Consider the following 24,766-nt stretch of genomic DNA (forward strand, 5'->3'; position numbering starts at 1 on the left):
CCGAAATTATCGCCCGCGCAAATCGGCGTGTAACCCTTTTTACCGCTCGCCGGGACCGGAGGGTATGGACATCTCTCGACGGGGCGTTCTCGGCGGCCTCGGCGCGGCCTGTGCGGTCGGCGCCGTCGGCTTCGCGGGCGCGGCGACGGTGACGGACGGGGAGGCGGCGGGGGGAATCGGCGGCGACGGTCCCCGACCGACGGGCGAGTCGACCGCGGGCGACGACGGCCCCGAGTCGGCCGCGGTCGACCCGGACGCGCCGTTCGAGGCGCGGCTGGTCGGCGACGACGGGACCGACGCGCTCCTGTTCGACGCGAGCGACCTCGACCGCGTCAAGGGCGTCTTCGCCGAGGAGGGCGAGTACCTCGTGCAGGTCGTGCTCCCCGACGCGGGCGTCGAGTCGTTCCGGACCCGCCTCGACGAGGCCGGCGCGACCGACGACCCGGCGGCGTTCGTCGTGTCGATGACGCTCGACGGGACCGAGGTGCGGCGCGTCGAACTCGACCGGGAGACCGTCGACGCCCTCACCGGGTCCGACTGGGAGGGCGTGTTGACGCTCCCGTTCGGCGAGGAGGGGGTGGCCCGGTCCGTGTACGACCGGCTGGCCGACAGCTAACCCGTCTCGGGGACCGACCGCGGACGACTGACTGGTCAGGTGTCGCGGCGGCCGAGCCGGAGGACAGTGTTTTGCCCCTCGACCGCGTGGCTCCGACGTGAGCGACGAATCGGGGAACGACGGCGGCCGCCCGTGTCCGGTCTGCGAGACGCCGATGTACCACCGTCACTGTAAGTACGTCTGTCCGGCGCACGGCGTCGTCTACGACTGTAGCGACACGTTCTACTGAGCCGCCGGTCGTCTCTCGTGCCGCGCCCGTCGCCGGAATTAACAGGGGTGACGGCGAACCAAACTGGGTCGTGCGAACTGTTATGTTCTTGGAGGCCGACCTTTCTTCCATGATGGGCGACCCGTACGTGACCCTCCACGCCGACCCACCGAGGTCAGCATGGTAGAGCAAAACCAGGTTGCCCGGAGCAAGCGGATCCAGCGCCGCACCGGGAAGACGTTCCACGTCGCCACCCGGCTGCTGCCGCAGCGGATCCGCCATCCGACGTACGTGCTGTACGGATTCTTCCGTATCGCCGACGAGGTCGTCGACGCCGAGGACACCGCGCCGCCCGCCGAACAGCGGGCGGAGCTCGACCGGCTCCGGGCCGCCGCGCTCGGCGAAGAGCCGACCGACGACCCGGTGTTGGAAGCGTTCGCCGAGGTGGTCGAGCGCAACGGTATCCCGGACGAGGACGTCCACTCGTTCGTGGACGCGATGGCGAGCGACATCGACACCGACCGGTACGAGACGTATACCGACTTGGAGGCGTACATGGACGGCTCCGCGGCCGCCGTCGGGCGGATGATGACGGCGATCATGGACCTCGACGAGGAGACCGAGGCGCGGGCGCTCCCCCACGCCACGAAGCTCGGCGAGGCGTTCCAGATGACGAACTTCCTCCGGGACGTTCGCGAGGACGTCGTCGAGCGCGACCGGATCTACCTCCCGCTGGAGACGCTCCGCCGCCACGGCGTGAGCGAAGGGCAGATCCTCGACCTGGAGTTCGACGACAGCGTCGCGGCCGCGATCCGCGAGGAGATGGCCCGCACCGAGCGGCTCTACGAGGAGGGCGTCGCCGGGATCAAGTACCTCCCCGACGACTGCCAGCTCGCGGTGCTGCTCGCGGCGGTGCTGTACGTCGACCACCACCGACTCATCCGCAATCGCGGCTACGACACCGTCTCGACCACCCCGGAGCTGTCGCTCACCCGGAAGCTGTCGCTGCTCGTCCGCACCCGCTGGAAGTGGCAGTGGAACCGCGACCCCGAAGCGGTGTTCTACGACATGTGTACCGACTTCGACCCCAGCCGCGAGCGCCACGGCCACGGTCCGCACGGGACGGGCGTCCCGCAGACGGACTGAGCGGCCGTGGACCGCTCCCGGTTCGTCGCCCTCGCGGTCGGCGCGTTCGGGCTCGTCTTCGTCTCCTTCCTCCTGCGCGGACTGACCCGCTTAGTGGCCCCCTACGAGGTCGCCGTCGCCGTGTCGGCGCCCGTCCTCTTCGCGGCGGCCGCGCTGCTGGCCGTCCTCGTCGGCCTCGCACTCCTCGACGTGACCGGGATCCGTCGGCTGACCTGAACGCCGGCGCGGTCGGCCTGCGCCGTTCGACCGAGTCGGAACGCCCTTGCCCCGCCGCCCCCGACGGCGCGTATGGACGTACGAACCGTCGCGGACCTCTCGCCGGCCGAGCGCCGCGCCCTCTTCGAGCGCGACGCCGGCGTCGACGGGGTCCGCGAAGACGTGCGGGAGATCGTCGAGCGGGTCCGCGAGGAGGGCGACGTCGCGGTCCGCGAGTTCGCCGAGGAGTTCGACGGCGTCGCCGTCGGCAACGTGGACATCACCGACGACGCGACGCGGGCGCACGAGGAGTTGGCTGACGCGGACGACCCCGTCCTCGACGCGGTCCGAGAGGCGGCCGCGAACGTCCGCGAGTTCCACGACCGGCAGCGCCCAGAGGACTGGCGCGACGACTTCGGCGGCCGGGAGCTGGGGCGGCGCTTCCGACCGATCGACCGCGTCGGGGTGTACGTGCCCGGCGGCGCGGCCGCGTACCCCTCCAGCGCGCTGATGGGGATCATCCCCGCGGTCGTCGCCGGCGTCGACCACGTCGCCGTCGCCACGCCGCCGGCGGCGGAACTGAACCCGGTCACCCTCGCGGCGATCCACGAGGCGGGCGCGGACGCGGTGTACCAGGTCGGCGGCGCACAGGCCATCTCCGCGCTCGCGTACGGGACGGAGACGGTGACGCGGGTCCAAAAGATCGTGGGGCCCGGAAACAAGTGGGTCACCGCGGCGAAGTCGATCGTTCAGGGCGACGTGGAGATCGACTTCCTCGCGGGCCCGAGCGAGGTGCTGGTCCTCGCCGACGACACCGCCGACCCCGACCTCGTCGCGGCGGACCTCGTCGCGCAGGCCGAACACGACCCGAACGCCTCCGTGGTCGCGGTCACGGACGACGCCGCCCTCGCCGACGCCGTCGCCGACGCCGTCGACGCGCAGGCGGCCGAGCGAGAGCGCGAGGAGACGATCCGGGCCGCCCTCGACAACGAGGCGTCCGGCGTCCTCCACGCGCGGTCGATGCCGGAGGCAGTGTTGTTCGCCGAGGAGTACGCCGCCGAACACCTCTCGATCGTGGCCGACGACGACGAGGCGCTCCTCGACCGGATCACCAACGCCGGCTCGGTGTTCCTCGGGCCGTACTCGCCGGTCGCCGCGGGCGATTACGCGGCCGGGACGAACCACGTGCTGCCGACGAACGGCGGCGCGAAGCGCTACGGCGGGCTCTCCGTGGACACGTTCCTCCGCTCCTCGACGGTCCAGCGGCTCGACCGCGACGCGCTCGACGACCTCTCGGAGACGATCACGAGCCTCGCCAAGGCCGAGGGGCTGGAGGCGCACGCCGAGAGCGTCCGGAAGCGGTTCGAGTAGGCGTCGGCATTTTTAAACTGATTTTGGTAGCGTTATATACTCTGCCGAGCCGAAGGATCGCCTCAGTACCAAAAATGACGAGCACCGGGCGGTACGAACCGCTCTAAACCACCATATTCGGCTCATAGCAGCCTTCTTACTCGGAAAAGCAGCCTGTTAATTCGTAATGGTGGACGACACCGACGGACGGCGGGAATCGAGTTCGCGACGGAAGTTCCTCATCGCCGGCGGCGCGGCCGGAATCACCGGTCTCGCCGGCTGTTCAGGCGGGTCCGGTTCGTCCGCGTCGGGGTCGGACGGCTCCGACGGCGGCGACGGCGCGTCCAGCAGCGCCAGCGGCTCCGGCGACTCGATGCTGGCCGAATCGAGCGCCTTCGACCCCGAGAGTCCGAACTGGGAGGAGAACAACTACCTGTCGAGCCCGCTGATCGACGCGGGGTACGAGCGCGGGACGCAGGCCGACCTCAAACGGATGGGGAACCGCGAGGTCGAGGAGGTCCCGCACGGCGAGCCCGTGCAGGAGACGCCCGACGACGAGAGCGAGTGGCTCGAACCCGACACGCTCGTGTTCACCGAGAGCCCGAGCGAGGACGTCCAGGGCCGCTACGAGGAGGACTTCGCGGCCGTCTTCGAGCGCATCGAGGAGGAGACCGGCATCCCGGTCGAGTACAACCGCGTCAACAACTACGCCGCCTCCGTGGAGGCGATGCGCTCCGAGCGGGCCCACATCGCGAACTTCTCGACCGGGACCACCGCGTTCGCGGTCAACCTCGCCGGCGCGGTGCCGTTCACCGCCGGCATCGCGCCCAACGGCGCGTTCGGCTATCGCCTGTTCGCGACCACCCGGGCCGACGCCGACGACATCCAGAGCGTCGCGGACTTCGCGAACGACGACGTGCGGATGGCCCACGCCGAGCCGGCCTCGAACTCCGGCCATCAGGCCCCGTCGGCGCTGTTCGACCAGTACTTCGACGTGACCGCCGAGGAGGACTACGAGGTCAACTTCTCCGGCGGCCACTCGCAGACCACGCGCGGCATCGCGGCGGGCGACTACGACGCGGGGCCGATCTGTTCGACCTGCTTCCTCGACACCGTCGAGGGCGACAGCAACCTGAGCTTCGACGACTTCAAAGTCGTCTGGGCGTCCGACCCGTTCCCGAACGGCCCGGTCGCCTACCGCTACAACCTCCATCCCGACATCCAAGAGGGGATCCGCGCGGCCTGGCTCGACTCCGACTTCGCCGGCACGGCGTACGCCGAGCGCACCGGCTACGAGGAGTACGTCCCCATCGAGTACAAGCGCCACTGGTACAACATCATGGTCATCCAGCGGTACAACGGCGTCGAGTACACGCAGGGCTCGCTGAGCGAGTGACTCGATGACGCTCGACGTAACCGATCTGCGGAAGACGTACCCGACCGGGGACGAGGCGTTGAATGGCGTCGACCTCTCGGTCGGCGGCAGCGAGACGACCGCGATGATCGGCCCGAGCGGCGCCGGGAAAAGCACCTTCATCAGGTGCGTCAACCGTCTCACGGAGCCCACCGGGGGAACGGTGGAGATCGACGGCACGGACCTCACCGCGCTCGACGACGACGGGCTCCGCGAGGCTCGCCGGGACATCGGCATGATATTCCAGGAGTACAACCTGGTCGAGCGGCTGACCGTGATGGAGAACGTGCTCACCGGTCGGCTCGGGTACGTCTCGGCGTGGCGGGCGTTCCGCCGCTCGTTCCCGCCGGAGGACATCGAGCGCGCCTACGAGATACTGGAGACCGTGGGGCTCGACGACATGGAGAACAAACGCGTCGACGAGCTGTCCGGCGGGCAGCGCCAGCGCGTCGGCATCGCCCGCGCCGTCGTCCAACAGCCGAAGATCCTGCTCGTCGACGAGCCGACCTCCAGTCTCGACCCCGAAACGTCGAACACGGTGATGCGGCTGCTCACCGAGATCGCGGCCGAGCGCGAGGTCCCCGTGCTGATCAACATCCACGAGGTCGACCTCGCGGTCGAACACGCCGACCGCATCGTCGGACTCCACGACGGCGAGGTGGTCTTCGAGGGGTCGGCGGACGAGCTCGGCGACGACACGCTCGACCGCGTGTACCGCGGCGGCGACCCGCCCGAATCGCGCGCACCGAACGCCAGCGAGGGGCCGGCAGACGACGACGCGGCGGACGAGTCGGTCGTCCGGAACGGGGTCGTCTCGGCGGACGGCCGCGCCTCCGAGCGACCGACGTCCGGTGGGTCCTGAGATGGCGGCGGAACAGCGCACCTGGCGGCGACCGACGGCGTTCGGCCGCCGGGAGTTCAAGTGGGCCGCGTACGTCGGTCTCGTGGCCTTCTTCCTCTGGTCGGCGCTGGGAGTGGGCGTCGATCCCGCCCGGATCGCGCAGGGGATCGGCCGCGGGCTGACGCTGCTCGGTGACTTCTTCCCACCGGAGGCGACGCCGCGACAGGCCCAGCGGATCGTCGACAAGATGGTCGAGAGCGTCGCCATGGCGATGATATCGACCGTGACGGGCATCCTGATCAGCGTCCCCGTCGCGTTCATGGCCGCGGAGAACCTCTCGCCGAAGCCGCTGTACTACCTCAACCGCGGGTTCATCTCGCTGTCGCGGGCGCTCAACGCGATCATCGTCGCCATCCTCGTGGTGAAGGCGGTCGGGCTCGGTCCGCTCGCCGGCATCATCACGATCACGTTCAAGACGGTCGGCTTCTTCGCGAAGTTGCTCGCGGAGGACCTCGAAGACATCGACATGGGGAGCGTCGACGCGGTGCGGGCGGCCGGCGCGTCGCCGGTACAGACCCTGCTGTACGGGGTCGTCCCGCAGATAATCCCCCGGTTCGCGGGGCTCAGCGTCTACCGCTGGGACATCAACATCCGGACCTCGACCGTCGTCGGGATCGTCGGCGCCGGCGGGATCGGCTCCGTGCTGCTCACCGCCTTCAACCGCTACTCCTACCAGTACGTCAGCGCCATCCTCGTCGCGATCATCGCGGTCGTGCTCGTGGCCGAGGGAGTCAGCGCGGTCGTCAGACGGAGGTACCAGTGATGTCCGAGGTCGACGTCTCCACCACCTGGCGGCGGTTCGACCGCCGCCGAAGGATCGGCCGGTTCGTCGGGGTGCTGGGAGCGCTGGTCGTGTTCCTCGCCTCGTGGCGCTACCTCGACATGGGGATCACCAACGTTGAGACGGTCCCGCGCGAGATCAACGACCTGCTCACACGGATGTACCCGCCGGACGTGGCGTACACCGTCGAGATCGTGGAGCCGCTGATCGAGACGCTCCACATCGCCGCGCTCGGCACCGCCGGCGCGGTCGTGCTCGCGGTTCCCGTCGCGCTGCTCGCGGCCGAGAACACCACGCCGAACGCCGCGACATACTGGCTCGGAAAGCTGATCGTGACGGTGAGCCGGTCGGTGAACACGATCATCTGGGCGCTGATCTTCGTGGTGGTGTTCGGCAGCGGCCCCCTCGCCGGCGCGGTCGCCATCGCGTTCCGGTCGGTCGGCTTCCTCGGGAAGCTGCTCGGCGAGGAGATAGAGGAGATCGACTTCGGACAGGTGGAGGCCGTCCGCGCCGCGGGCGCCTCCTCGGTACAGGTCCTGCTGTACGGCATCCTCCCGCAGGTGAAGCCGGCGCTCGTTGGGCTCAGCGTCTACCGCTGGGACATCAACGTCCGCGACTCGACGATCCTCGGCTTCGTCGGCGCCGGCGGCATCGGCGTCCAGCTGTTCCGGGCGGTGAACGCCTTCGCCTGGCAGTCGGTGGCGATGATACTGATCGTCATCCTCGGGGTCGTCCTCGCGAGCGAGGGGATCTCGGCGTACGCGCGGAGGCTCGTCCGATGAGCCCGAACCGGTCGGCCGGGTACGAGACGGTGTTGTTCGACATGGACGGCGTGATCCTCGAAGGCTGGGGGACCGACGACGCCGTTCACGCCCGCGCGCTCGACGACGTGCTCGAAGCGCGGGACGTGCGAGCGACGGGGGACCTCCGGCGGTCCCTCGAAACGTACGAGTACGACGACGGGTTCCGTGCCGCCTGCGAGGAGCTCGGCGTCGACCCGTCGGAGCTCTTCCGGGAGCGGGAAGAGCGTAGCGCGAAGCGCGCGGTCGCTCGGCTCTCGGCCGGGGTGCGACGGCTTCACCGGGACGTCGACGCCCTCGACGAGGTGGCCGAACACGCCGCGCTCGGGCTCGTGAGCAACAACTACCACCCGACGGTCGAGTTCGTCGTCGACCACTTCCGCCTCGACGCGTTCTCGTTCGTCCGGGGGCGAGACCTCGGGCCGACCGGGTTCCGGCGCCGCAAGCCCGACCCGCACTACCTGAACGAGGCGCTCGACGCGCTCGGCGCCTCGACCGGGCTCTACGTGGGCGACCGCGCGACGGACATGATCGCCGCCGAGCGTGCCGGCCTTGACGGCGCGTTCCTGCGGCGCGACCACAACGCCGCGCTCGATCCGGACGCCGATCCGACCGTCGAGATCGAGGGCCTCGGAGCGGTGGCCGACCTCGTCGGTACGGAGGAGTCGACCGGGAGACCGACGCGCTCGACGGACGACGCCCCGAGCGACCGGGTCCGGACCGAGTAGCGGAGAGGGGCCCGCGACTCCGCCCTTCGGCGGCGGACGCGGCCGGCCGTCGGCGGCGGAAACGGCCGCCAATCGACGGCGTCCGCGGCCGACCTCCGCAGCAACGGTTATCCCTCGCTGTCGCGTCCCGGACGACATGATTCCGTCGCCGCTGACGCTGTTCGGGGGGTTCACCGCGCTGGAGGCGACGGTCGCGGTCCTCGTCGTCTCGGTCGTCGCCGCCGCGGCGATGGAGTTCGTCGTCATCCGGGTCGCCCGTCGGTTCGTCTCGACCACCGACTCCGCGTACGACGACATCCTCGTCTCCTCGCTCCGCGCGCCGCTCGTCGTCACCGCCGCGCTCGCCGGCGTGTTCGTGCTCACGCAGGTGCCGGCGGTCCGGTCGTCGGTGCTGGTGAGCCCGCAGCTGCTCGACGCGGCGTTCGGGCGGCCGTCGCTGTCGGTCATCGTCCTCGTCTGGGCGTACGCGGCGAACACCGTCGTCAACCGACTCGTCGCCGCGGTCAACGTCGAGGGCGGCCGGTTCGACTTCGCGCCCGTCTTCTCGAACGTCTGGACGATCGCGGTGTTCGTCGGGAGCGTCGGCACGCTGCTGTGGCTGTGGGGCGTCGAGATCACGCCCCTGCTCGGCGCGGCCGGGGTGGCGGGTATCGCGGTCGGCTTCGCGGCGAAGGACACCGTCGCGAACTTCTTCGGCGGGATCGCGCTGTACTTCGACGACACCTACAAGATCGGCGACTACATCGTCCTCGACGACGGCACCGCGGGGACCGTGATCAAGGTCGGCGTGCGCTCGACGACGCTGCTCACCCGCGACGAGGTGCTGGTGACGGTCCCGAACGCGGCGCTCAACGCCTCGAAGGTGACCAACGAGTCCGCGCCCCAGCGCCGCCGCCGCGTCCGCGTCCCGATCGGCGTCGCCTACGGGACGGACGTGGACGAGTTCGAGGCGCTCGCGCTGGCGGTCGTGGGGGCGGAGTCGCTGGTCCTCGACTCCCCGAAGCCGCGGGCGCGGTTCCGGTCGTTCGGCGACTCGTCGCTCCAGTACGAGATCCTCTGTTGGGTGAACGGGCCCACCCGTCGCCGCCGCGCCCAGCACGAACTCAACCGGGCGCTGTACATCGCGCTCGGCGACGCCGACATCGAGATCCCGTATCCGAAACGGGACGTGACGGTCAGCGGGGCCGTCGGGCCCGCGGTGGCCGCTCGCGACGGCGCGCCCGAGTCCGACGCGGACCCGAGCGCCGACGCCGCGACCTGACGGCTCCCGCCGGCAGGGTTTTGAGTGTCGACGCCGAACGCGTTCGCATGAGTACCGAACCGGCCGACACCGGGACCGAGGGGAACGACCCGGCGATCGAGGTGACGCCGGACGCTGCCGAGGAGGCGCTCTCGCTCCTCGAGGGCGAGGGGCTCGACACCGACATCGCCGGACTGCGGCTGTTCGTCCAGCAGGGCGGCTGCGCGGGGCTGTCGTACGGCATGCGCTTCGACACCGAACCGGAGGAAGACGACCTCGTCGTGGAACACCACGGGCTCCGGGTGTTCGTCGACCCCGCGAGTAAGAACTACATCGGCGGGAGCACGCTCGACTACGAACACGGGCTTCAGGCGGCCGGCTTCGAGGTCGAGAACCCGAACGTCGTCTCGGAGTGCGGCTGCGGCGAGTCGTTCCGGACGTAACGGGCCGGTTCGCGGTCCGAGAACAGAGCTTTCCTCACCCTCGACCTCCCGTTTCCCCCGACCCCCGAGTCCGCCGCTTAAGTCGCTCGGGCGGGTACGGGCTCCCATGAGCCTGGAAGCGTCGACGACGGCGAGCGGGGAGCGGGTGTACACCGACCGGTCGAGCACGGAGCGCGGCGCTGACGGCCCCTTCTACCTCGTGTTCGCGGACGAGGCGGGCGAATCGCGCTGGGGGTTCCGCTGCGGCAACTGCGAGTCGTTCGACACCGCGATGGACACGATGGGCCGGATCCAGTGTACCGAGTGCGGCAACCTCCGGAAGCCGGACGAGTGGGACGCGGCCCACGAGTGATCCTCCGGCGACGGGGCGCGCTCGCGGCTCTCCGCGGCGTTCCCGACCGCACCGCCGATTCTCCGCGTCCGGAATCGTGAGAAACTTTATCACGGATGGAGCCGAACTTCGAGCCAGATGGCCACTGCGAGCATCCCCCCGACGACCGAGGCCAGAGACGTCTTCCGCGAACTGGGATACACCGTCTCCGACGGCGGACGAGAGTTCGTCGCGGAACGCAAATGGCGGCGCGTGTTCGTGACGGTGCTGTGTATGGACGACGACGACCTCGACCCGTATCTCGCAGACGGCGGTGACGACGCGCGCCTCCGGTGTTTCGTCACGTGGCGCGACCGCGCGGCCGACCTCCAAGAACGGCTCCTCGACTCGAAACCCCCCTACGACTGGGCCGTCATCGGTATCGACCGCGACGGCGAGGACTTCGCCGTGATGGAAGGCGCGCCCGGAAGTCCCTGACTGTCTCCGCGGCTACGGGTATTTGCGACCCCGCCGCGTACGGTCCCCATGGAACACGTCGAGTACGTCTACACCAGCGGCATGACCGGGTCGGATATCGACGCCCGTCTCCGGGCCGGCGAACACGGCGTCTTGGGGCTGGCGGACGGCGACGACGCGTACGCCGTCCCGTTGAGCTACCACTACGACGGCGACCGCCCCCGCTTCCGCGCGAGCGCCCACGACGGTGACGACGAGAAGGGGCGGTCCCTCGAGACGACCGACACCGCCACGTTCGTGTGCTACGCGTCGTCGACGGACGCGTCGTGGAGCGTCCACGCTCGCGGGCCGCTCCGACGGTCCGAGCGGGCCGTCGACGAGGCGACGCTCAACGAGTGGTTTCAGCCGTTTCGCCTCTTCGCCGAAGCGGTCGAAGCCGTCGAGTTCACTCTTTACGAGCTTCGGCCGGAGACCCTCATCGGTCGTGCGACTCCGCCCTCGTAGACGCCCATTTTTATCCCCCCGTGCGTCCTACCAGCACGCGACATGGTGTTCAAGAAAATCACGCTGATCGGGACGAGCGAGGAGAGTTTCGACGCCGCGGCCGACGACGCCATCGACCGCGCCGAGGACACCCTCGAAAACGTCTACTGGGCCGAGGTCGAGGAGTTCGGCGTCGAGTTGGACGGCGCGGCCGACCGCGAGTATCAGGCGGAGGTCGAGGTCGCGTTCGAACTGGAAGGGTAAGCGAGAGGCGGTTTTTATCGTCTATTAGTGGTTTTGAGCGGCGCTGAGGTCTGAGTATAAACGGTGGTTCACGGATCGCCGACGAACACCGCCGAAGCCCCAGTCGCGAGGGCTCGGTGCGCTCGCTGCGCGCTCGTTCGTTCGCGCTGCTCACTCACTGCGGTGCTTGCGTCGCGCGCCTTCGCCCTCGCGACTGCCCCTTCGATTCCCACCCCGCACCGCACCTCTCCCTCCCCAGCCTCGTCGGCCACCCTCCGCTTCGCTTCGGGTGGCCGACTCCCTCGCGCGTGCGACACGCAGCCTGACGGCTGCTCGTCGGCACGCGCCACCGCAGTTCATTTATAACCTATACGGCGGCGGTCACCTATTTACCCGACCGCGCCCACGACCCGGCAATGACCGCTTCACGCGCGCCGGCCGAGCCGACGGTCCGAGAGTTCGAAGCGACGGTCGACCACGTCGACGGCCGCGAGGTCGTCCTCGACGAGACGTACTTCTACCCCGAGTCCGGCGGCCAGCCGGCCGACAGAGGGACGCTCGACGGCCACCTCGTCGACGACGTGGTCGAGCGTGAGGGGGAGGTCGTCCACGCCCTCGACCCCGACGCGGACCTCGACCTCGCGCCCGGCGACGAGGTCACGGGGCTGATCGACGACGCGTTCCGGACCTACTGCGCTCGCGCGCACACCGCCTCCCACGTGCTGTTCGGCGCCGCGCGCCGGATCGCCGACGACCTCGGCTACGCCGGCTTCGACATCTCGGAGACGAAGGTCCGCGTCGACCTGACGACCGCCGAGCCGCTGGACGACGGCGACCTGATCGAGCTGGAGCGGCTCGCCAACCGCGCCGTCTGGGACTCGCTGCCCGTCTCGTGGGAGACCCACTCGGCCGACGAGGCCCGCGATGTCGACGGGATCGCGTTCAACACCAAGACCGAGGAGGGCGCGATGAGCGGCGGCGCGGTCCGGGTCGTGACCGTCGGCGAGGCGGACGACCCGTGGGACGTCGCCGCCTGCGGCGGGACCCACGTCGCGAACACCGCGGAGATCGGGCCGATGGCGGTGCTGGACCGGTCGAACCCGGGCGAGGGGGTCACCCGCGTCGAGTTCGCGGTCGGCCCGACCGCCATCGACGAGATCGGGGCGGTCCACGCCGCCGCGCTCGACGCCGCCACGACGCTCGACGCGCGCGTCGGCGACCTCCCGGACGCCGTCTCACGCCTCCGCGATGAAGCCGACCGGCTGGAGGCCGACCTCCGCGACGCACGCGAGGAGCTGCTCGCGGCCCGCCTGCGCGACCTCCCGACGGCCGAGGTCGACGGCGCGCGGTGGGCGGTCGGGACCGTCGAGGACGCCGATCCGAACGAGCTCCGGGAGCCGGCGACCGAGGCGGTCGGGAGCGACACCGACCGCGACGCCCTCGCGGCGGTCGGGGCGGGGGACGCCCCGTTCGTCGTGGTCGCGGCCGCGGGCGACGCCGACATCGACGCGGGCGACGTCGTCGCCGCGGTCACCGACGAGTTCGGCGGCGGCGGGGGCGGCGGCCCGACGTTCGCGCAGGGCGGCGGCCTCGACGCCGACCCCGAGGCCGTCGCGGCGTGGCTCCGCGAGCGATGACCGGGAAGCTGGGGCCCGACGCGCTCGCGACGGCGCTCGCGGCGACCGGCGCGCCGGACGCGGCGGTGACGCAGGGACCGGCCTACGGGGAGGACGCGGCCGCGATCGACCTCGGCGACGCCGCCGAGACGCTCGTCGTCGCGGCCGACCCGCTGTCGCTGGCCGCCGAGTCGGTCGGGACGCTCGCGGTCCACGTCGCCTGTAACGATGTCGCCGCGAGCGGGGCCGACCCGCGCTGGCTCACGCACACGCTCTTCCTGCCCGACGACGACCCCGACCGGCTCCGAACTGTCGTCGACCAGGTCGACGCGACGGCGCGCGAGCTCGGGTGCGCGGTCGTCGGGGGCCACACCGAGGTGCTCGGCGCGCTCGACCGCCCGCTCTGCTCGATGACGGCGATGGGGACGACGGACCGCTTCGTGTCGAGCGGCGGGGCCGAGCCGGGCGACCGCCTCCTCCTCACGAAGGGCGCGGCGATCGAGGCGACGGCGATCCTCGCGACCGACTTCCGCGAGGAGTGCCGCGAGGCGGGCGTCCCGGCCGCGACGCTCGACGCCGCCGCCGGCTTCCTCGACGAGGTGAGCGTCGTCCCCGACGCGGCCGCGGTCCGGGACGCCGCCAGCGCGCTTCACGACCCGACCGAGGGGGGCGTGGCGACCGCCCTCGTCGAGATGGCGACGGCGAGCGAGTCGGTCTTCGCCGTCGACCGCGACGCGGTCCCGGTCCGCCCCGAGACGCGGGCCTGCTGTGACGCGCTCGGCGTCGACCCGCTCGCGACGTTCGGCTCCGGCGCGCTGCTGGCGGCCGTCCCGCCCGAGCGGGTCGACGACGCGCTCGACGCGCTCGACGCGGCCGGGATCGAGGGGGCGGCGATCGGTGTCGTCGAGGCCACAGGGGGCAACGAGGAGGCTGCCGACGATGCTCTGGGAACCGTCCGAATCGACGGCGAGGCGCTTTCCGAGTCGCCCCGAGACGAACTGTACCCCTTGTGGGAAGCGCGCGATTCGGGAGAGTAGGGGCACCGGGTCAGGACGGGCCGCCCCGTCGACCGCTGCGACCCCGCCGATCGCGCACCTTTTTCGGTGAGGGTCCGAAGGCGGTGACATGACCGGAGTACGCGTCGGCTCGGCGCTCACCGACGAACAGCAGGCGGTCCGCGACCTCGTCGAGGAGTTCGCGGCCGAGGAGGTCCGGCCGGCGGCGGCCGCGGCCGACGAGACGGAGACGTTTCCCGAAGAGGTCTGGGACGGGCTCGCGGAGCTCGGGCTGACGGGGCTGACGGTCCCCGAGGCGTACGGCGGGTTCGGCGCCGACGAGACGACCTACGCGGTCGTCAACGAGGCGCTGGCGCACGGGTCGCTCGCGGTCGCGACCGCCCTCTCCGTCCACTGTCTCGCCACCTCCTGTATCGCCGAGTTCGGCACCGAGGCCCAGCGCGAGGCGTGGCTGCCGGAGATGGCGGAGACGGGTCGCCCGGTCGGGATGTTCTGCCTCTCCGAGCCGCAGGCGGGGTCGAACCCGGCCGAGATGGCGGCGACCGCGACGTACGACCCCGAGACGGACGAGTACGTCCTCAACGGCGAGAAGCAGTGGATCACGAACGGGGAACGCGGCGGGGTCGCGATCGTCTTCGCGAAGGTCGACGACCCGGAGCGGGACCCGGACGACGACGCGATCACCCAGTTCCTCGTGCCGGCCGACACCGAGGGGTTCGAGGTCGGGAAGAAGGAGGAGAAGCTCGGCCTCCGCGCCTCGGACACGACCGGGATCACGTTCGACGACTGTCGGGTCCCCGCTGAGAACCGGCTCACCGAGCCGGGGAAGGGACTCTCGGCCGCGTTCCGCACGCTCACCGAGGGTCGGATCGGCATCGCGGCGCAGGCGGTCGGCGTCGCGCAGGCCGCGCTCGACGAGGCGAAATCGTACGCCGAGGAGCGTGAGCAGTTCGACCGGGCGATCGCCGACATCCAGACGATCCGGCACAAGCTCGCGGAGATGTCGACCGACGTGTCGGCCGCGCGGCTGCTCGTCCGCGAGGCGTGCCGGCAGGCCGAGGCGGGCGAGGACTACCGCGTCGCCGCCTCGAAGGCGAAGTACCGCGCCAGCGAGGCCGCGATGTCGGTGACGAACGAGGCGGTCCAGATCCACGGCGGCTACGGCTACACGACCGAGTTCGACGTCGAGCGCCTCTACCGCGACGCGAAGATCACGGAGATCTACGAGGGGACGACGGAGATCCAGAAGACGATCATCGCCCGAGGGGTGTTCGGCGAGTGAGCGGCGTCGGCTCGCGGCTCGCCGGCTACGACGCGGTCGTCTACGACCTCGACGGCACGCTCGTCGAACTCGCGGTCGACTGGGACGCCGTCGCGGACGCGGTCCTCGACGTCTACGCCGAGCGTGCGCTCATCCCGCCGACAGAAGAGCTGTGGGACCTGCTCGGGGCGGCCGACGGCTACGGAGTCCGCGACGAGGTCGAGGAGGCGATCGCGGGCCACGAGCGGCCCGGCGCCCGCGAGTCCGCGCGGCTCCCGCTCGGGGACCGACTGACGGGAACCGCGGACGGCGGCGGTTCGCACCCGCCCGCGGGCGTCTGCTCGCTCAACTGCGAGGACGCGTGCCGGATCGCGGTCGACACCCACGGGCTCGGCGACGCGCTCGTCTCGGACGCAATCGTCGGCCGCGACACTGTCGCGACCCACAAGCCGGACCCGGCGTCGCTGTTCGCGGCGATCGATCGACTCGGCGCCGCCCCCGAAGACGCGCTGTTCGTCGGCGACTCGCGGAGCGACGCGGTCACCGCCGAGCGCGGCGGCGTCGACTTCGCGTGGGTGTCGGACCTGCTCGCGGAGTAGAGCGCAGCAAGAGGCCGCCGCGCGGCTTCAGTCCTTCTTTTCAGCTTCGTTCGTTTTCGGATCGTCGTCCGTCTCCGAGTCGGCTTCGTCCGCGCCGACTTCGTCGTCCGTCTCCACACCGACTTCGTCCACACCGACTTCGTCGTCCGTCTCCGCGCCGCCGTCGCCGGCCTCGGCCCGTTTCGCGTACAGCGCGACGGCGACCGCGGTGACGAACCAGATGGGCGCGCCGACCCGGACCGCGAACGCGGCGCGCGCGCCCCACGACTCCAGCGTCACGAGCGTCGACAGGACGGCGACGACGGGGGCGCCGACGAGGATTGTGACGACGAACGTCGTCTGCATCACCCACGCGTAGTCGACCCCTTCGTACTCGGCCCGCTCGACTGGTTGCACGCCACGGGCTCCGCGGCGGAGCGGCAAATCGGTGGCGGTCGCCGCCGCACCGGCAGGAACGCTTCGGTCGCCGCCGCGCTCGCTTTCCGGTTCCCGACGATTTTACAGCGGCGCGGGGGTGACTCCGAGACATGACCACGACGCGGGGACTCCGGGAGGCCGAGGATGCGATCACGATGCTCACCGCCTACGACGCCCCGACGGCGGCGGTCGTCGACGAGGCCGGGATCGACGTCGTCCTCGTCGGCGACAGCATGGGCAACGCCGCGCTCGGCTACGACTCCACGCTCCCCGTGACGTTCGACGAGGTCGCGAGCCGGACCGCGGCGGTCGCGCGCGCGACAGAGGACGCGCTGGTCGTCGCCGACATGCCGTTCCTCTCGTTCGGCGTCGACGAGGCGGAGTCGGTGCGGAACGCCGGCCGACTGCTGAAGGAGGCGAACGCGGACGCGGTGAAGATCGAGAGCGGCCCGCACACCGTCTCGACCACGCGCCGCATGACGGAGGTCGGGATCCCGGTGATGGCGCACCTCGGCTTGACTCCCCAACACGTGAACCGGCTGGGCGGCTACACCCGACAGGGGACGGAACAGGAGGCCGCCGAGGAGATCATCGATCTGGCCGGCGCCCACGTCGACGCCGGGGCGTTCGCGCTCGTGTTGGAACACGTGCCCGCGAACCTCGCGGGCGCGGTGACCGAGGCGCTGGATATCCCGACGATCGGCATCGGCGCGGGCCCGGACTGCGACGGACAGGTGCTGGTGATCAACGACGCGGTCGGGCTCGGCGAGTGGTCGCCGCCGTTCGCCAAGCAGTTCGGCGACGTGCGCGGGGAGATGGTCGGCGCCGTCGAGGCGTACAGGGACGCCGTGACGAGCGGTGAGTTCCCGGCCGAGGAGCACTCGCACGTCGAGGAGACCCTCGACGACCTGTACTGAGCGGGGACGCATCCCGCAGCGCGTCCGACGGTCTGAAAAAAGCGCCGTTCGGTCGACTCTCGAAGCGGTGTGGCCCTCGCTGCGGGGTTCACACCTTCTTGGTAGCGGTGTGCGGACAGTTCGGACAGTCCCAGTGGAACTGCGTTCCGCCCGAACTGAGCAGGCCGCCGCTGTCGGTCGCCCCCTCCCGCATCCAGCCTTTGCTCTTCGCGCACTGGAGGTGGAGCTCGATGCCACAGTTCGAACAGTGGAAGTGCTGTGCGTCCGAGAGCTTGTTCCCGCACACGTCACATTTCGGGCTGCTAAACAGTCCCATGGTTCAACCACACAATGTTAGCCATTATTCATAAATCTATCTTCACATTCGCGAAACGTGTCCCGCGGGTGGGGCCGTTCCGTGCGTCTTCAGACGACTCCGAGGACGGCCGGCAGCTCGCTCGGATCCACCTGGGTGACGGTGACGTAGAGGGCGGTGAAGATCACGGCGTTGTGGAGCCCGTGGAGCAGCGCCGGAACCACGAGGTTCTCGGTGTACTCGTACACCGCCCCGAACACCAGACTCGGCACGAAGAGGATGGCGACGGTCGTCAGCCGCGCGGAGAGGCCGCCGGTCAGCGCCATCACGTGGATGGTCGCGAAGATGGCGGCGGTGAGCAGGATCGACGGGGCCGCCGGCAGCGACTCGCGGAGCCGGCCTTGGACGACGCCGCGGTAGAGGATCTCCTCGCAGGGGCCGATGACGAGGAACGAGGCCGCGACGAAAAGCGGGATGATCGCCGGGTTCGCCATCGCCAGCTCCGCGCTCTGGTTCGCCGCGGTCTCCGTCCCGAGCAGCTGGACGATCGTCGAGATCACGAGGATCAGGATGAAGATCACGACCCAGCTCCCGAGGACGAGCCCGATCTCCTTGAGGCTGGGCACCCGGACGCCGAGGTACGAGACGATCCCCTCGCGATCGAAGCCCCGCCACGCGAGGTAGCCGACCGCGAGACCGCCGAACGCGACGTACTGACCGAGTATCAGCGAGAGCACGACGCTCGCGGCCAGCGAGAGCCCGCCGGTCGCGGCGTCGATCGCGAACACCGCCACGCCGCTCGCGAGCGCGATGACCGGCCCGAGAACGCCGAGGAGCAACGCGGTCGCGACCGCGATACCCGGCGAGTCGCTGGTCTGTCCCGGCCCGTCCGCATCGTCGGACACGGGGTCGACGTCGTCGACCTCGTCGCGGACCCCGCCGTCCAGGACCGGATCGCCGCTGGAGGGATCTGTCATTGCCGCGCATACGGGCCGCCCGGCAAAATGGTTGTCCGTGTCGGAATCGACGGCGGCGCCACACCGCTCGGCGGCGGCGGCGCCACACCGCTCGGCGGCGGCGGCGCCGGCGGAGCCTTCCGACCGCCTACCGGTGGAGCAGCTCGTACCACAGCACCGCGGTGACGGCCCGTCCGTCGCGCAGCCCGTCGTCGACGACCGCGGCGAGCAGGTCGTCGTACGGCAACGTCTCGACCGCGATCGACTCGTTGTGGTCCAGATCGCGGTCCGCCGTCGGCTCGCAGCCGGTCGCCAGCACGTGGTGGTGGACCGCGTTCGCCATCCCGTTCGTCGGCTCGACGGTCGTCAGCCGCTCGAAGGCGTCGGCCTCGTATCCCGTCTCCTCGGCGAGTTCGCGGGCCGCGGCGCGCTCGACCGCGTCGTCGCTCGGCCCGCCGTCGCTCGCCGCACCCTCCGCGCCCGCTTCCTCTTCGTCCGCCGACTCCATCGTTCCCGCCGGAATCCCGCGGTTCACCCGCCCGACCGCCTGTCGCCACTCGTCGATGACGACGACGTCGCCGTCGGGCGTCAGCGGGAGCACCACGACCGCGGGCGGCTCGTCGACGTAGTGGAACCCGTCGCTCTCGCCGTTCGGGAACCGCACCTCGTCGCGGCGCACGTCGAAGCCGGGACAGGCGTAGTCGACCGCCGAGTCGAGCGTCTCCCACGAGAGGTCGGGGGAATCGTCCATGGATCGCCGTCGGCGCTCGGGGACCTAAACTCCCCTCACTCGCCGGACGCCGTCGCCGACGCGTCCCGTCGCTCCCGGACCCGATCGACCGCGAGCGCGGCGACGGTCCCGACGAGCCACGCGACCGTCCCGAAGACCAGCGCCTCGACGCCGAGGAAGACGAGGCCGTCGGGCGAGAGGAACGCGGCCGCGCGCTCCGCGAGGGACCGACCGGAGAGCCCGAGGAAGTAGTGGACCGCGCTGTACCCGAGCAGCGCCGCGTAGACGGTGACCCACGCGGGGAGCAGCCCGTCCCGTCGGTACGACAGCGCGACGGCGGCGACGACGCCGAGCGCCGCGGCGTCGAACGGGACGAACACCACGCCGCCCGCGATCGAGAAGACGTCGGTCGCGTAGGCGGCGAAGGCGACGACGAAGCACAGCGGCGGTGCGACGAGTCGGAGCGACGGACGCGGCCGACATCGGTCCGATCCGAGGAGGGCCGCGCGGAGTGCGGAGGGCATGCGACCCACTTCTCGCGTCGTCCGGATAAATCTCCTCTCGGCGGGGTCACGACCAGTCGCCGAGCGACGCCTGTCCGTCGCCGGTCCGACGCTCGGCGTCGCCCCCGGCCGCGTCGCCCTCGGCCGCCTCCGCGGTCGGTTCCCCGTCCATCCAGTCGGTGAGCTTGCCGCCGTCGCCGTCAGTCGCGGTCGCCCGCGCGTCGGACCCGCGGGGACGGTCGGCCGCGCCGTCGTGTCCGTCCCCGTCGCGTTCGGCCCCGTCGCCCGCCTCGAACCCGCCGAGCGTCGCCTGATCGCTCTCGGCGAAGTCGAGCTTGGAGACGCGCACGCCGAGTTTGCGGACCCGGGCGTCGTCGAACTCGCCGAGCAGGTCCAGCGCCACCTCCTCGACGAGGTCCGGGTCGTCGACCGGCCCGGGGAGGCTCCGGGCGCGGGTGTTCACGTCGAACGGGGGCTCGACCGCCTTGATCCCGATGGTCCGGTAGAGGCAGCCGCGCTCGCGGGCGCGGCGGGCCACGTCGGCGGCGAGCGCGGAGACGGTCTCCCGCTTCGTCGACTCGTCCGCGGTCGTCGGCAGCGCCGACTCGCGCGAGAGGCTCTTCGGGAGGCCGGTCGGCGTCACCTCGCGGTCGTCGTCGCCGGCGGCTCGCCGGGAGAGCTCCGGGCCGCGCTCGCCCAGCGCCTCGGCGAGTCGGTCGCGGTCGGCGGCGGCCAGGTCGCCAGCCGTCTCGATACCGAGTTCCGCGAGGGTCTCCTCGGTCACTGGTCCGACGCCGTGGACGTCGGCGGTCGGGAGCGGCGCGAGGAAATCGGCGACCGACCCCGGCGGCACGACGACGAGCCCGTCGGGCTTGTCCGCGTCGCTCGCGACCTTCGCGGCCGACATGTTGGGCGCGACGCCGACGCTCGCCGGCACGCCCGCCTCGCGCTCGATCCGGTCTTTCACGTGGCGGGCGTACCCCTCGGCGAGCGTCCGCGCCTCGGCGGGCCCCGCGGCGCCGCTCGGCGGCGGGTCTCCGGGGCCGGTGTCGCCGCCGGTCCCGCCGCCGCCTCCCGCGACCGTCCACGCGGTCCGGTCGGTGACGTCGAGGTACGCCTCGTCGATGCTCACCTCGCGGCGGGTGTCGGCGCAGTCGCGCAGCACGTCCTTCACCTCGTTCGCCACGTCCTCGTAGAAGTCGAGGTCGACGGGGAGGTACCGGCCCGTCGCCTCCGAGTCCGGCGCGTCCGGGTCGTCGGGGTCGGCGTCGGCGCGGCGGGGGAGCAGCTCCAGCGCCTTCGATATCGGCATCGCGCTCTCGACGCCGAACTCGCGGGCCTCGTAGCTCGCGGTCGCGACCGCGCCGATCGACTCGCCCGGCTCGTATCCCATCCCCACCACGACGGGCTCGCCCGCGAGGTCGCCGTGGCGCAGCCGCTCGCAGGAGGCGTAAAAGCAGTCCATGTCGACGTGGCAGACGACGCTCTCGGGCGCGTCGTCGTCCCCGTCGCCGGCGCCCGGGAGCGTCTCCCCGGCGGCGGGCGTCCCGCCGGTCATCGCGTTCGGGTCCGCGCTCCGCGGCCTTAAGAACCAGCCACGCGCGCCGGAAGTGGAACGCGGACCGCTGTCGGCGCCGCCCCGGTCGGCGCCGAACGCGGATCCAAACCCGATAGCCGGGGCGGTAATCGTTTATTCCGTGCGCCCCTGCTATCCCGCATGCCCGGAGCGATCGACGTGCTACACGTCGACGACGATCCGTCCGTCCTCGACCTCACGGAGGCGTACTTCGAGCGGGAGCTCGACTCGGTGGCGGTGACGAGCGTCACCGACCCGGAGGCCGCCCTCGACCGGATCGACGAGACCGCGTTCGACTGCGTCGTCAGCGACTACGACATGCCCCCGATGGACGGCTTGGAGTTCTTCGACGCCCTCCGCGAGCGCCACCGGAAGGTCCCCTTCGTGCTGTACACCGGCAAGGGATCCGAGGAGATCGCGAGTCAGGCGCTCAACGCCGGCGTCACCGGCTACTTCCAGAAGGGGGGGCCCGAGCAGCTCCGCCGGCTCGCGAACCGCGTCGACCAGGCCGTCGAGGAGTACCGGACCAAGGAGATCGCGGAGCGCTACTCGACGGTCATCGAGGCGCTCGGCTACCCGGTGTACGTCGTCGACGAGACCGGCGTCTTCCGGTTCGTCAACGAGCCGTTCGCCGAGCTCACCGGCTACGACCGCGAGGAGATCATCGGGCAGACCCCCGGGTTCATCAAGGACGACGCGGCCGTCGCGGAGGCCGAGGACCGGCTCGGCACCATCCTCTCGGACGACGGGCCCGACGTCCAGCACTTCGGCGTCGACATCGTCTCCAAGGAGGGCGAGTCGATCCCCTGTCGCGACCACATGGCCGCGCTGCCGTACGAGGGCGACTCCTTCGACGGCAGCGTCGGCATCCTCCGCGATGTCTCCGACGAGCGCGAGCGCCGCGAGGAGCTGGAGACGAAGACCCGCGCGCTCGACGAGGCGCCCGTCGGGATCACCATCACGAACCCCGCGCGGGAGGACAACCCGATGGTGTACGTCAACGATCGGTTCGTCGAGATGACCGGCTACGACCGCGAGGAGTCGATCGGCGTCAACTGCCGGTTCCTTCAGGGACCGGACACCGAGGAGGCGTCGGTCCAGGCGCTCCGCGACGCCATCGACGCCGAGGAGTCGACGAGCGTCGAGCTGTTGAACTACCGGAAGGACGGGACGGAGTTCTGGAACCGGGTGAGTATCGCCCCGATAAGCGACGCGAACGGGACGGTCACCCACTGGGTCGGGTTCCAAGAGGACATCACGGCGTTCAAAGAGCGGGAGGCGGCCCTCGAACGGCAGAACGACCGGCTCGACTCCTTCGCGAGCATCGTCTCGCACGACCTGCGGAACCCGCTCAACGTCGCGCAGGGGCGCGTCCAGCTGGCGCGCGAGACGTCGGACGACGCGGCGGATCTCGACGCCACGCTCGACGCGCTCGACCGGATGGAGTCGATCGTCGAGCGCACCCTCACGCTGGCGCGGGAGGGGGAGACGGTGGGCGACCCCGAGCCCGTCGACCTCGCGGCCGTCGTCGCCGACAGCTGGTCGACCGTCGACACCGCCGACGCCTCGCTCTCGGTCGAGACCGAGCGCGAGGCGCTCGCCGACCCGGACCGGCTCCGGAACCTCTTCGAGAACCTGATGCGCAACGCGGTCGACCACGTCGGCCCGGACGTCTCGATCCGCGTCGGCGACCTCCCGGACGGCTTCTTCGTCGAGGACGACGGGCCGGGGATCGACCCCGAAGTCGCCGACTCCCTCTTCGAGCCCGGTGAGAGCGGCAGCGCGGGCAACACCGGGTTCGGGCTCGCGATCGTCCAGGAGATCGCCACCGCGCACGGCTGGACGGTCGAGGCGACGACCGGCGAGGACGGCGGCGCGCGGTTCGAGGTCCGCGGGATCGACAAGCGGACGCCAGCGTCCCCCTGACGGGCCGACTCTCCGACCGCTCCGGCTCGTCCGAAAGCGGATCGACTCCCCCCGTTCACAAGCGCCTTTATCCTCCGTTCCGAAGGCTGACTGAATGGGATCGCTCTCCGGTATCGCCGAGACCGACCGTCGCGTGATCGTCTTGGCGCTCGCGCGGATGGTCGGCGCGGCCGGGAACTCCTTCCTCATCGTCGTCCTCCCGCTGTACATCACGAGCGACGTGGTCGACATCGAGGGGCTGCTCGGGACCGAGGTCGGGGTCGGCGCGGCCGCGGTCACGCTGACCGAGCCGCTGCTCATCGGCGTCGTCCTCTCGCTTTTCGGCTTCCTCAACAGCCTCTCGCAGCCGTTCACTGGGCGGCTCTCCGACCGAACGGGCGCGAGACGCCCCTTCGTCCTCGCCGGCATCCTCCTGCTCGGCACCGCTAGCGGGCTGTACACGGTCGCGACGAGCTACCCGGCGCTGGTCGCGCTCCGCGCGATCCAGGGGCTCGGCGCGGCGCTCATCATCCCCGCGACGGTCGCCCTCGTGAACGAGTACGCCGCGAGCGACGCCGACCGCGGCGGGAACTTCGGCGTGTACAACACGTTCCGGCTCATCGGCTTCGGCTTCGGCCCGGTCCTCGCGGGCGCGGTCGTCGCGCGCGGGCCGTACGACCTCTCGTTCGTCGGACTCCCGGTCCTCGACGGCTTCGACGCGGCCTTCGTCGCCGCCTGCGCGGGGGCGTACCTCAGCTTCACGCTCGTGTTCCTGCTCGTCCGCGACGCCGACGTCGAGGCCGAGGCGGGCGACGACGTCTCGATCCGGGTCCGCGGCGAGGACCGCCTGCTCGACCCCGTGTTCACGCTCGGGCTCGCTACCGTCGCCATGGGCGCGTGTATCGCGCTGTTCGCGACGCTCCAGAATCAGGTGAACGTCCGGCTCGACCAGCCGCCGGTGTGGTTCGGCGCGCAGTTCGCGGCCGTCACGATCGCCAACGTGATCTTCCAGGTCCCGGTGGGGCGCGCCAGCGACCGGATCGGCCGTCGACCGTTCCTGCTCGCCGGCTTCGTCCTGCTCGTCCCGACGACGCTGCTCCAGGGGATCGTGACGGTGCCGGCGCTGATGATGCTCGTCCGGCTCGGCCAGGGGATCGCGGTCGCGTGCGTGTTCGCCCCGTCGCTCGCGCTCGCCGGCGACCTCGCCCGCGAGGGCGAGTCCGGAACCACCCTGTCGGTGCTCACGATGGGCTTCGGCTTCGGCGTCGCGCTCGGACCGCTGGCGTCCGGTTGGCTCTACGGCTTCGGCTTCGTCGTCCCCTTCGCGGTCGGGGCCGCGGCCGCGGCGGTCGCGCTGGTCGCGGTGTTCACGCAGGTGGAGGAGACGCTCGATACCGGCGACGAGCCGGCCGCGGCGGCGGGCGCGGACTGAGGGGGTAGCGGACCGAAAACCGGACACCGGCGCGTGGGTGAGTTCACTCGCTTCGGCGACTCTCTGCGGACGGCGGGTCTCAGCGGCCGTGCCAAATCCTGACACTGGATCGGCACGGACCGCTTCTGCTCAGGACTCTCGCTGTTGTTTCCGTTTACACCACTCGAACAGTTCCTGTCGCAGGTCGTCGTCTGTTTCGCCGAATACG

At 70.9% G+C, this 24,766-nt stretch carries 29 protein-coding genes; 23 read left to right on the top strand and 6 right to left on the bottom strand.

From position 1 onward, the window contains the following. Window positions 1-64 precede the first annotated feature (64 nt). The 20 genes from C463_RS03205 (at window position 65) to C463_RS03295 (ending at window position 15,827) form a co-directional block, all read left to right on the top strand. The gene (locus tag C463_RS03205) at window positions 65-616 is read left to right on the top strand and encodes a hypothetical protein (RefSeq protein WP_008441019.1); all 552 of its coding nucleotides are present in this window, start codon (window positions 65-67) and stop codon (window positions 614-616) included. A gap of 97 nt (window positions 617-713) precedes the next feature. Then, entirely contained in the window at window positions 714-845 is a 132-nt protein-coding gene (locus tag C463_RS19890) for an HVO_2523 family zinc finger protein (protein ID WP_008441020.1), read from the top strand. A gap of 159 nt (window positions 846-1,004) precedes the next feature. Then, on the top strand, window positions 1,005-1,970 hold the full coding sequence (locus C463_RS03210) for a phytoene/squalene synthase family protein (RefSeq protein WP_008441021.1): 966 nt from the start codon (window positions 1,005-1,007) through the stop codon (window positions 1,968-1,970). A gap of 6 nt (window positions 1,971-1,976) precedes the next feature. Further along, the gene (locus C463_RS03215; RefSeq protein WP_008441022.1) at window positions 1,977-2,186 is read left to right on the top strand and encodes a hypothetical protein; all 210 of its coding nucleotides are present in this window, start codon (window positions 1,977-1,979) and stop codon (window positions 2,184-2,186) included. Between the two features lie 72 nt (window positions 2,187-2,258). Beyond that, on the top strand, window positions 2,259-3,536 hold the full coding sequence (hisD, locus tag C463_RS03220; protein ID WP_008441025.1) for a histidinol dehydrogenase: 1,278 nt from the start codon (window positions 2,259-2,261) through the stop codon (window positions 3,534-3,536). Between the two features lie 166 nt (window positions 3,537-3,702). Further along, complete coding sequence (phnD, locus tag C463_RS03225; protein WP_008441026.1) at window positions 3,703-4,911, top strand: phosphate/phosphite/phosphonate ABC transporter substrate-binding protein; 1,209 nt, start codon at window positions 3,703-3,705, stop codon at window positions 4,909-4,911. Window positions 4,912-4,915: 4 nt separating this feature from the next. Then, complete coding sequence (gene phnC / locus C463_RS03230; RefSeq protein ID WP_008441027.1) at window positions 4,916-5,791, top strand: phosphonate ABC transporter ATP-binding protein; 876 nt, start codon at window positions 4,916-4,918, stop codon at window positions 5,789-5,791. A 1-nt stretch (window position 5,792) separates the two neighbouring features. Further along, complete coding sequence (phnE, locus tag C463_RS03235) at window positions 5,793-6,593, top strand: phosphonate ABC transporter, permease protein PhnE (protein ID WP_008441028.1); 801 nt, start codon at window positions 5,793-5,795, stop codon at window positions 6,591-6,593. Continuing rightward, the gene (phnE, locus tag C463_RS03240; protein ID WP_008441029.1) at window positions 6,593-7,393 is read left to right on the top strand and encodes a phosphonate ABC transporter, permease protein PhnE; all 801 of its coding nucleotides are present in this window, start codon (window positions 6,593-6,595) and stop codon (window positions 7,391-7,393) included. Before phnE (C463_RS03235) ends, phnE (C463_RS03240) begins: the two co-directional genes overlap by 1 nt. Beyond that, a complete protein-coding gene (locus C463_RS03245) occupies window positions 7,390-8,139 on the top strand; it encodes an HAD family hydrolase (protein WP_008441030.1) in 750 nt (249 codons plus the stop codon). The genes phnE (C463_RS03240) and C463_RS03245 overlap by 4 nt, the downstream gene beginning before the upstream one ends. A gap of 136 nt (window positions 8,140-8,275) precedes the next feature. Beyond that, window positions 8,276-9,400, top strand: a complete 1,125-nt coding sequence (locus tag C463_RS03250; protein WP_008441031.1) for a mechanosensitive ion channel family protein — start codon at window positions 8,276-8,278, stop codon at window positions 9,398-9,400. Window positions 9,401-9,447: 47 nt separating this feature from the next. Continuing rightward, entirely contained in the window at window positions 9,448-9,822 is a 375-nt protein-coding gene (locus tag C463_RS03255; protein ID WP_008441032.1) for a HesB/IscA family protein, read from the top strand. 106 nt (window positions 9,823-9,928) lie between these two features. Further along, window positions 9,929-10,174, top strand: coding sequence for a DUF5816 domain-containing protein (locus C463_RS03260; protein WP_008441039.1), 246 nt, complete (start codon window positions 9,929-9,931; stop codon window positions 10,172-10,174). 117 nt (window positions 10,175-10,291) lie between these two features. After that, window positions 10,292-10,630, top strand: coding sequence for a DUF7116 family protein (locus C463_RS03265; protein WP_008441040.1), 339 nt, complete (start codon window positions 10,292-10,294; stop codon window positions 10,628-10,630). Between the two features lie 48 nt (window positions 10,631-10,678). After that, on the top strand, window positions 10,679-11,113 hold the full coding sequence (locus C463_RS03270; protein ID WP_008441041.1) for a pyridoxamine 5'-phosphate oxidase family protein: 435 nt from the start codon (window positions 10,679-10,681) through the stop codon (window positions 11,111-11,113). Between the two features lie 42 nt (window positions 11,114-11,155). Continuing rightward, window positions 11,156-11,356 (top strand): dodecin, encoded by a 201-nt coding sequence (locus C463_RS03275; RefSeq protein WP_008441042.1) that lies wholly within the window; start codon window positions 11,156-11,158, stop codon window positions 11,354-11,356. A gap of 395 nt (window positions 11,357-11,751) precedes the next feature. Then, the gene (locus C463_RS03280) at window positions 11,752-12,972 is read left to right on the top strand and encodes an alanyl-tRNA editing protein (RefSeq protein ID WP_008441052.1); all 1,221 of its coding nucleotides are present in this window, start codon (window positions 11,752-11,754) and stop codon (window positions 12,970-12,972) included. Then, complete coding sequence (locus C463_RS03285) at window positions 12,969-13,988, top strand: AIR synthase family protein (protein WP_008441054.1); 1,020 nt, start codon at window positions 12,969-12,971, stop codon at window positions 13,986-13,988. Before C463_RS03280 ends, C463_RS03285 begins: the two co-directional genes overlap by 4 nt. Window positions 13,989-14,076: 88 nt before the next feature. Beyond that, entirely contained in the window at window positions 14,077-15,249 is a 1,173-nt protein-coding gene (locus tag C463_RS03290) for an acyl-CoA dehydrogenase family protein (RefSeq protein ID WP_008441055.1), read from the top strand. Then, window positions 15,246-15,827 carry an HAD family hydrolase gene (locus tag C463_RS03295; RefSeq protein WP_008441056.1) on the top strand — a complete coding sequence of 194 codons (582 nt, stop codon included), beginning with the start codon at window positions 15,246-15,248 and terminating at the stop codon, window positions 15,825-15,827. Before C463_RS03290 ends, C463_RS03295 begins: the two co-directional genes overlap by 4 nt. A 27-nt stretch (window positions 15,828-15,854) precedes the next feature. On the opposite strand, the gene C463_RS03300 is transcribed toward C463_RS03295, so the two are convergent. After that, the gene (locus C463_RS03300; protein WP_008441057.1) at window positions 15,855-16,223 is read right to left on the bottom strand and encodes a DUF5822 domain-containing protein; all 369 of its coding nucleotides are present in this window, start codon (window positions 16,221-16,223) and stop codon (window positions 15,855-15,857) included. A 131-nt stretch (window positions 16,224-16,354) separates the two neighbouring features. Between C463_RS03300 and panB the strand changes: the two genes are divergently transcribed. Next, entirely contained in the window at window positions 16,355-17,161 is an 807-nt protein-coding gene (gene panB, locus C463_RS03305; protein ID WP_008441058.1) for a 3-methyl-2-oxobutanoate hydroxymethyltransferase, read from the top strand. An 88-nt stretch (window positions 17,162-17,249) separates the two neighbouring features. Here the strand turns inward: panB and C463_RS03310 are convergent, their stop codons facing one another. From C463_RS03310 to C463_RS03330, 5 genes are all read right to left on the bottom strand, one after another. Beyond that, complete coding sequence (locus tag C463_RS03310) at window positions 17,250-17,477, bottom strand: hypothetical protein (RefSeq protein ID WP_049905476.1); 228 nt, start codon at window positions 17,475-17,477, stop codon at window positions 17,250-17,252. 89 nt (window positions 17,478-17,566) lie between these two features. Then, on the bottom strand, window positions 17,567-18,433 hold the full coding sequence (locus tag C463_RS03315) for a CPBP family intramembrane glutamic endopeptidase (protein WP_008441060.1): 867 nt from the start codon (window positions 18,431-18,433) through the stop codon (window positions 17,567-17,569). Window positions 18,434-18,560: 127 nt separating this feature from the next. Further along, window positions 18,561-19,163 (bottom strand): NUDIX hydrolase, encoded by a 603-nt coding sequence (locus C463_RS03320; RefSeq protein ID WP_008441068.1) that lies wholly within the window; start codon window positions 19,161-19,163, stop codon window positions 18,561-18,563. 35 nt (window positions 19,164-19,198) lie between these two features. Continuing rightward, window positions 19,199-19,666: a hypothetical protein gene (locus C463_RS03325; protein ID WP_008441069.1), complete on the bottom strand. Its 468-nt coding sequence runs from the start codon at window positions 19,664-19,666 to the stop codon at window positions 19,199-19,201. Window positions 19,667-19,712: 46 nt separating this feature from the next. After that, window positions 19,713-21,203 carry a DNA polymerase Y family protein gene (locus C463_RS03330; RefSeq protein ID WP_008441070.1) on the bottom strand — a complete coding sequence of 497 codons (1,491 nt, stop codon included), beginning with the start codon at window positions 21,201-21,203 and terminating at the stop codon, window positions 19,713-19,715. A gap of 159 nt (window positions 21,204-21,362) precedes the next feature. On the opposite strand from C463_RS03330, the gene C463_RS03335 reads away from it, so the two are divergent. Together C463_RS03335 and C463_RS03340 are read left to right on the top strand one after the other, a co-directional pair. Further along, window positions 21,363-23,147, top strand: coding sequence for a PAS domain S-box protein (locus C463_RS03335; RefSeq protein ID WP_008441071.1), 1,785 nt, complete (start codon window positions 21,363-21,365; stop codon window positions 23,145-23,147). Between the two features lie 94 nt (window positions 23,148-23,241). Next, window positions 23,242-24,558: an MFS transporter gene (locus C463_RS03340; protein ID WP_008441072.1), complete on the top strand. Its 1,317-nt coding sequence runs from the start codon at window positions 23,242-23,244 to the stop codon at window positions 24,556-24,558. Window positions 24,559-24,766 lie beyond the last annotated feature (208 nt).

This window comes from Halorubrum californiense DSM 19288 (assembly GCF_000336875.1).
In the GTDB taxonomy this organism is placed as follows: domain Archaea; phylum Halobacteriota; class Halobacteria; order Halobacteriales; family Haloferacaceae; genus Halorubrum; species Halorubrum californiense.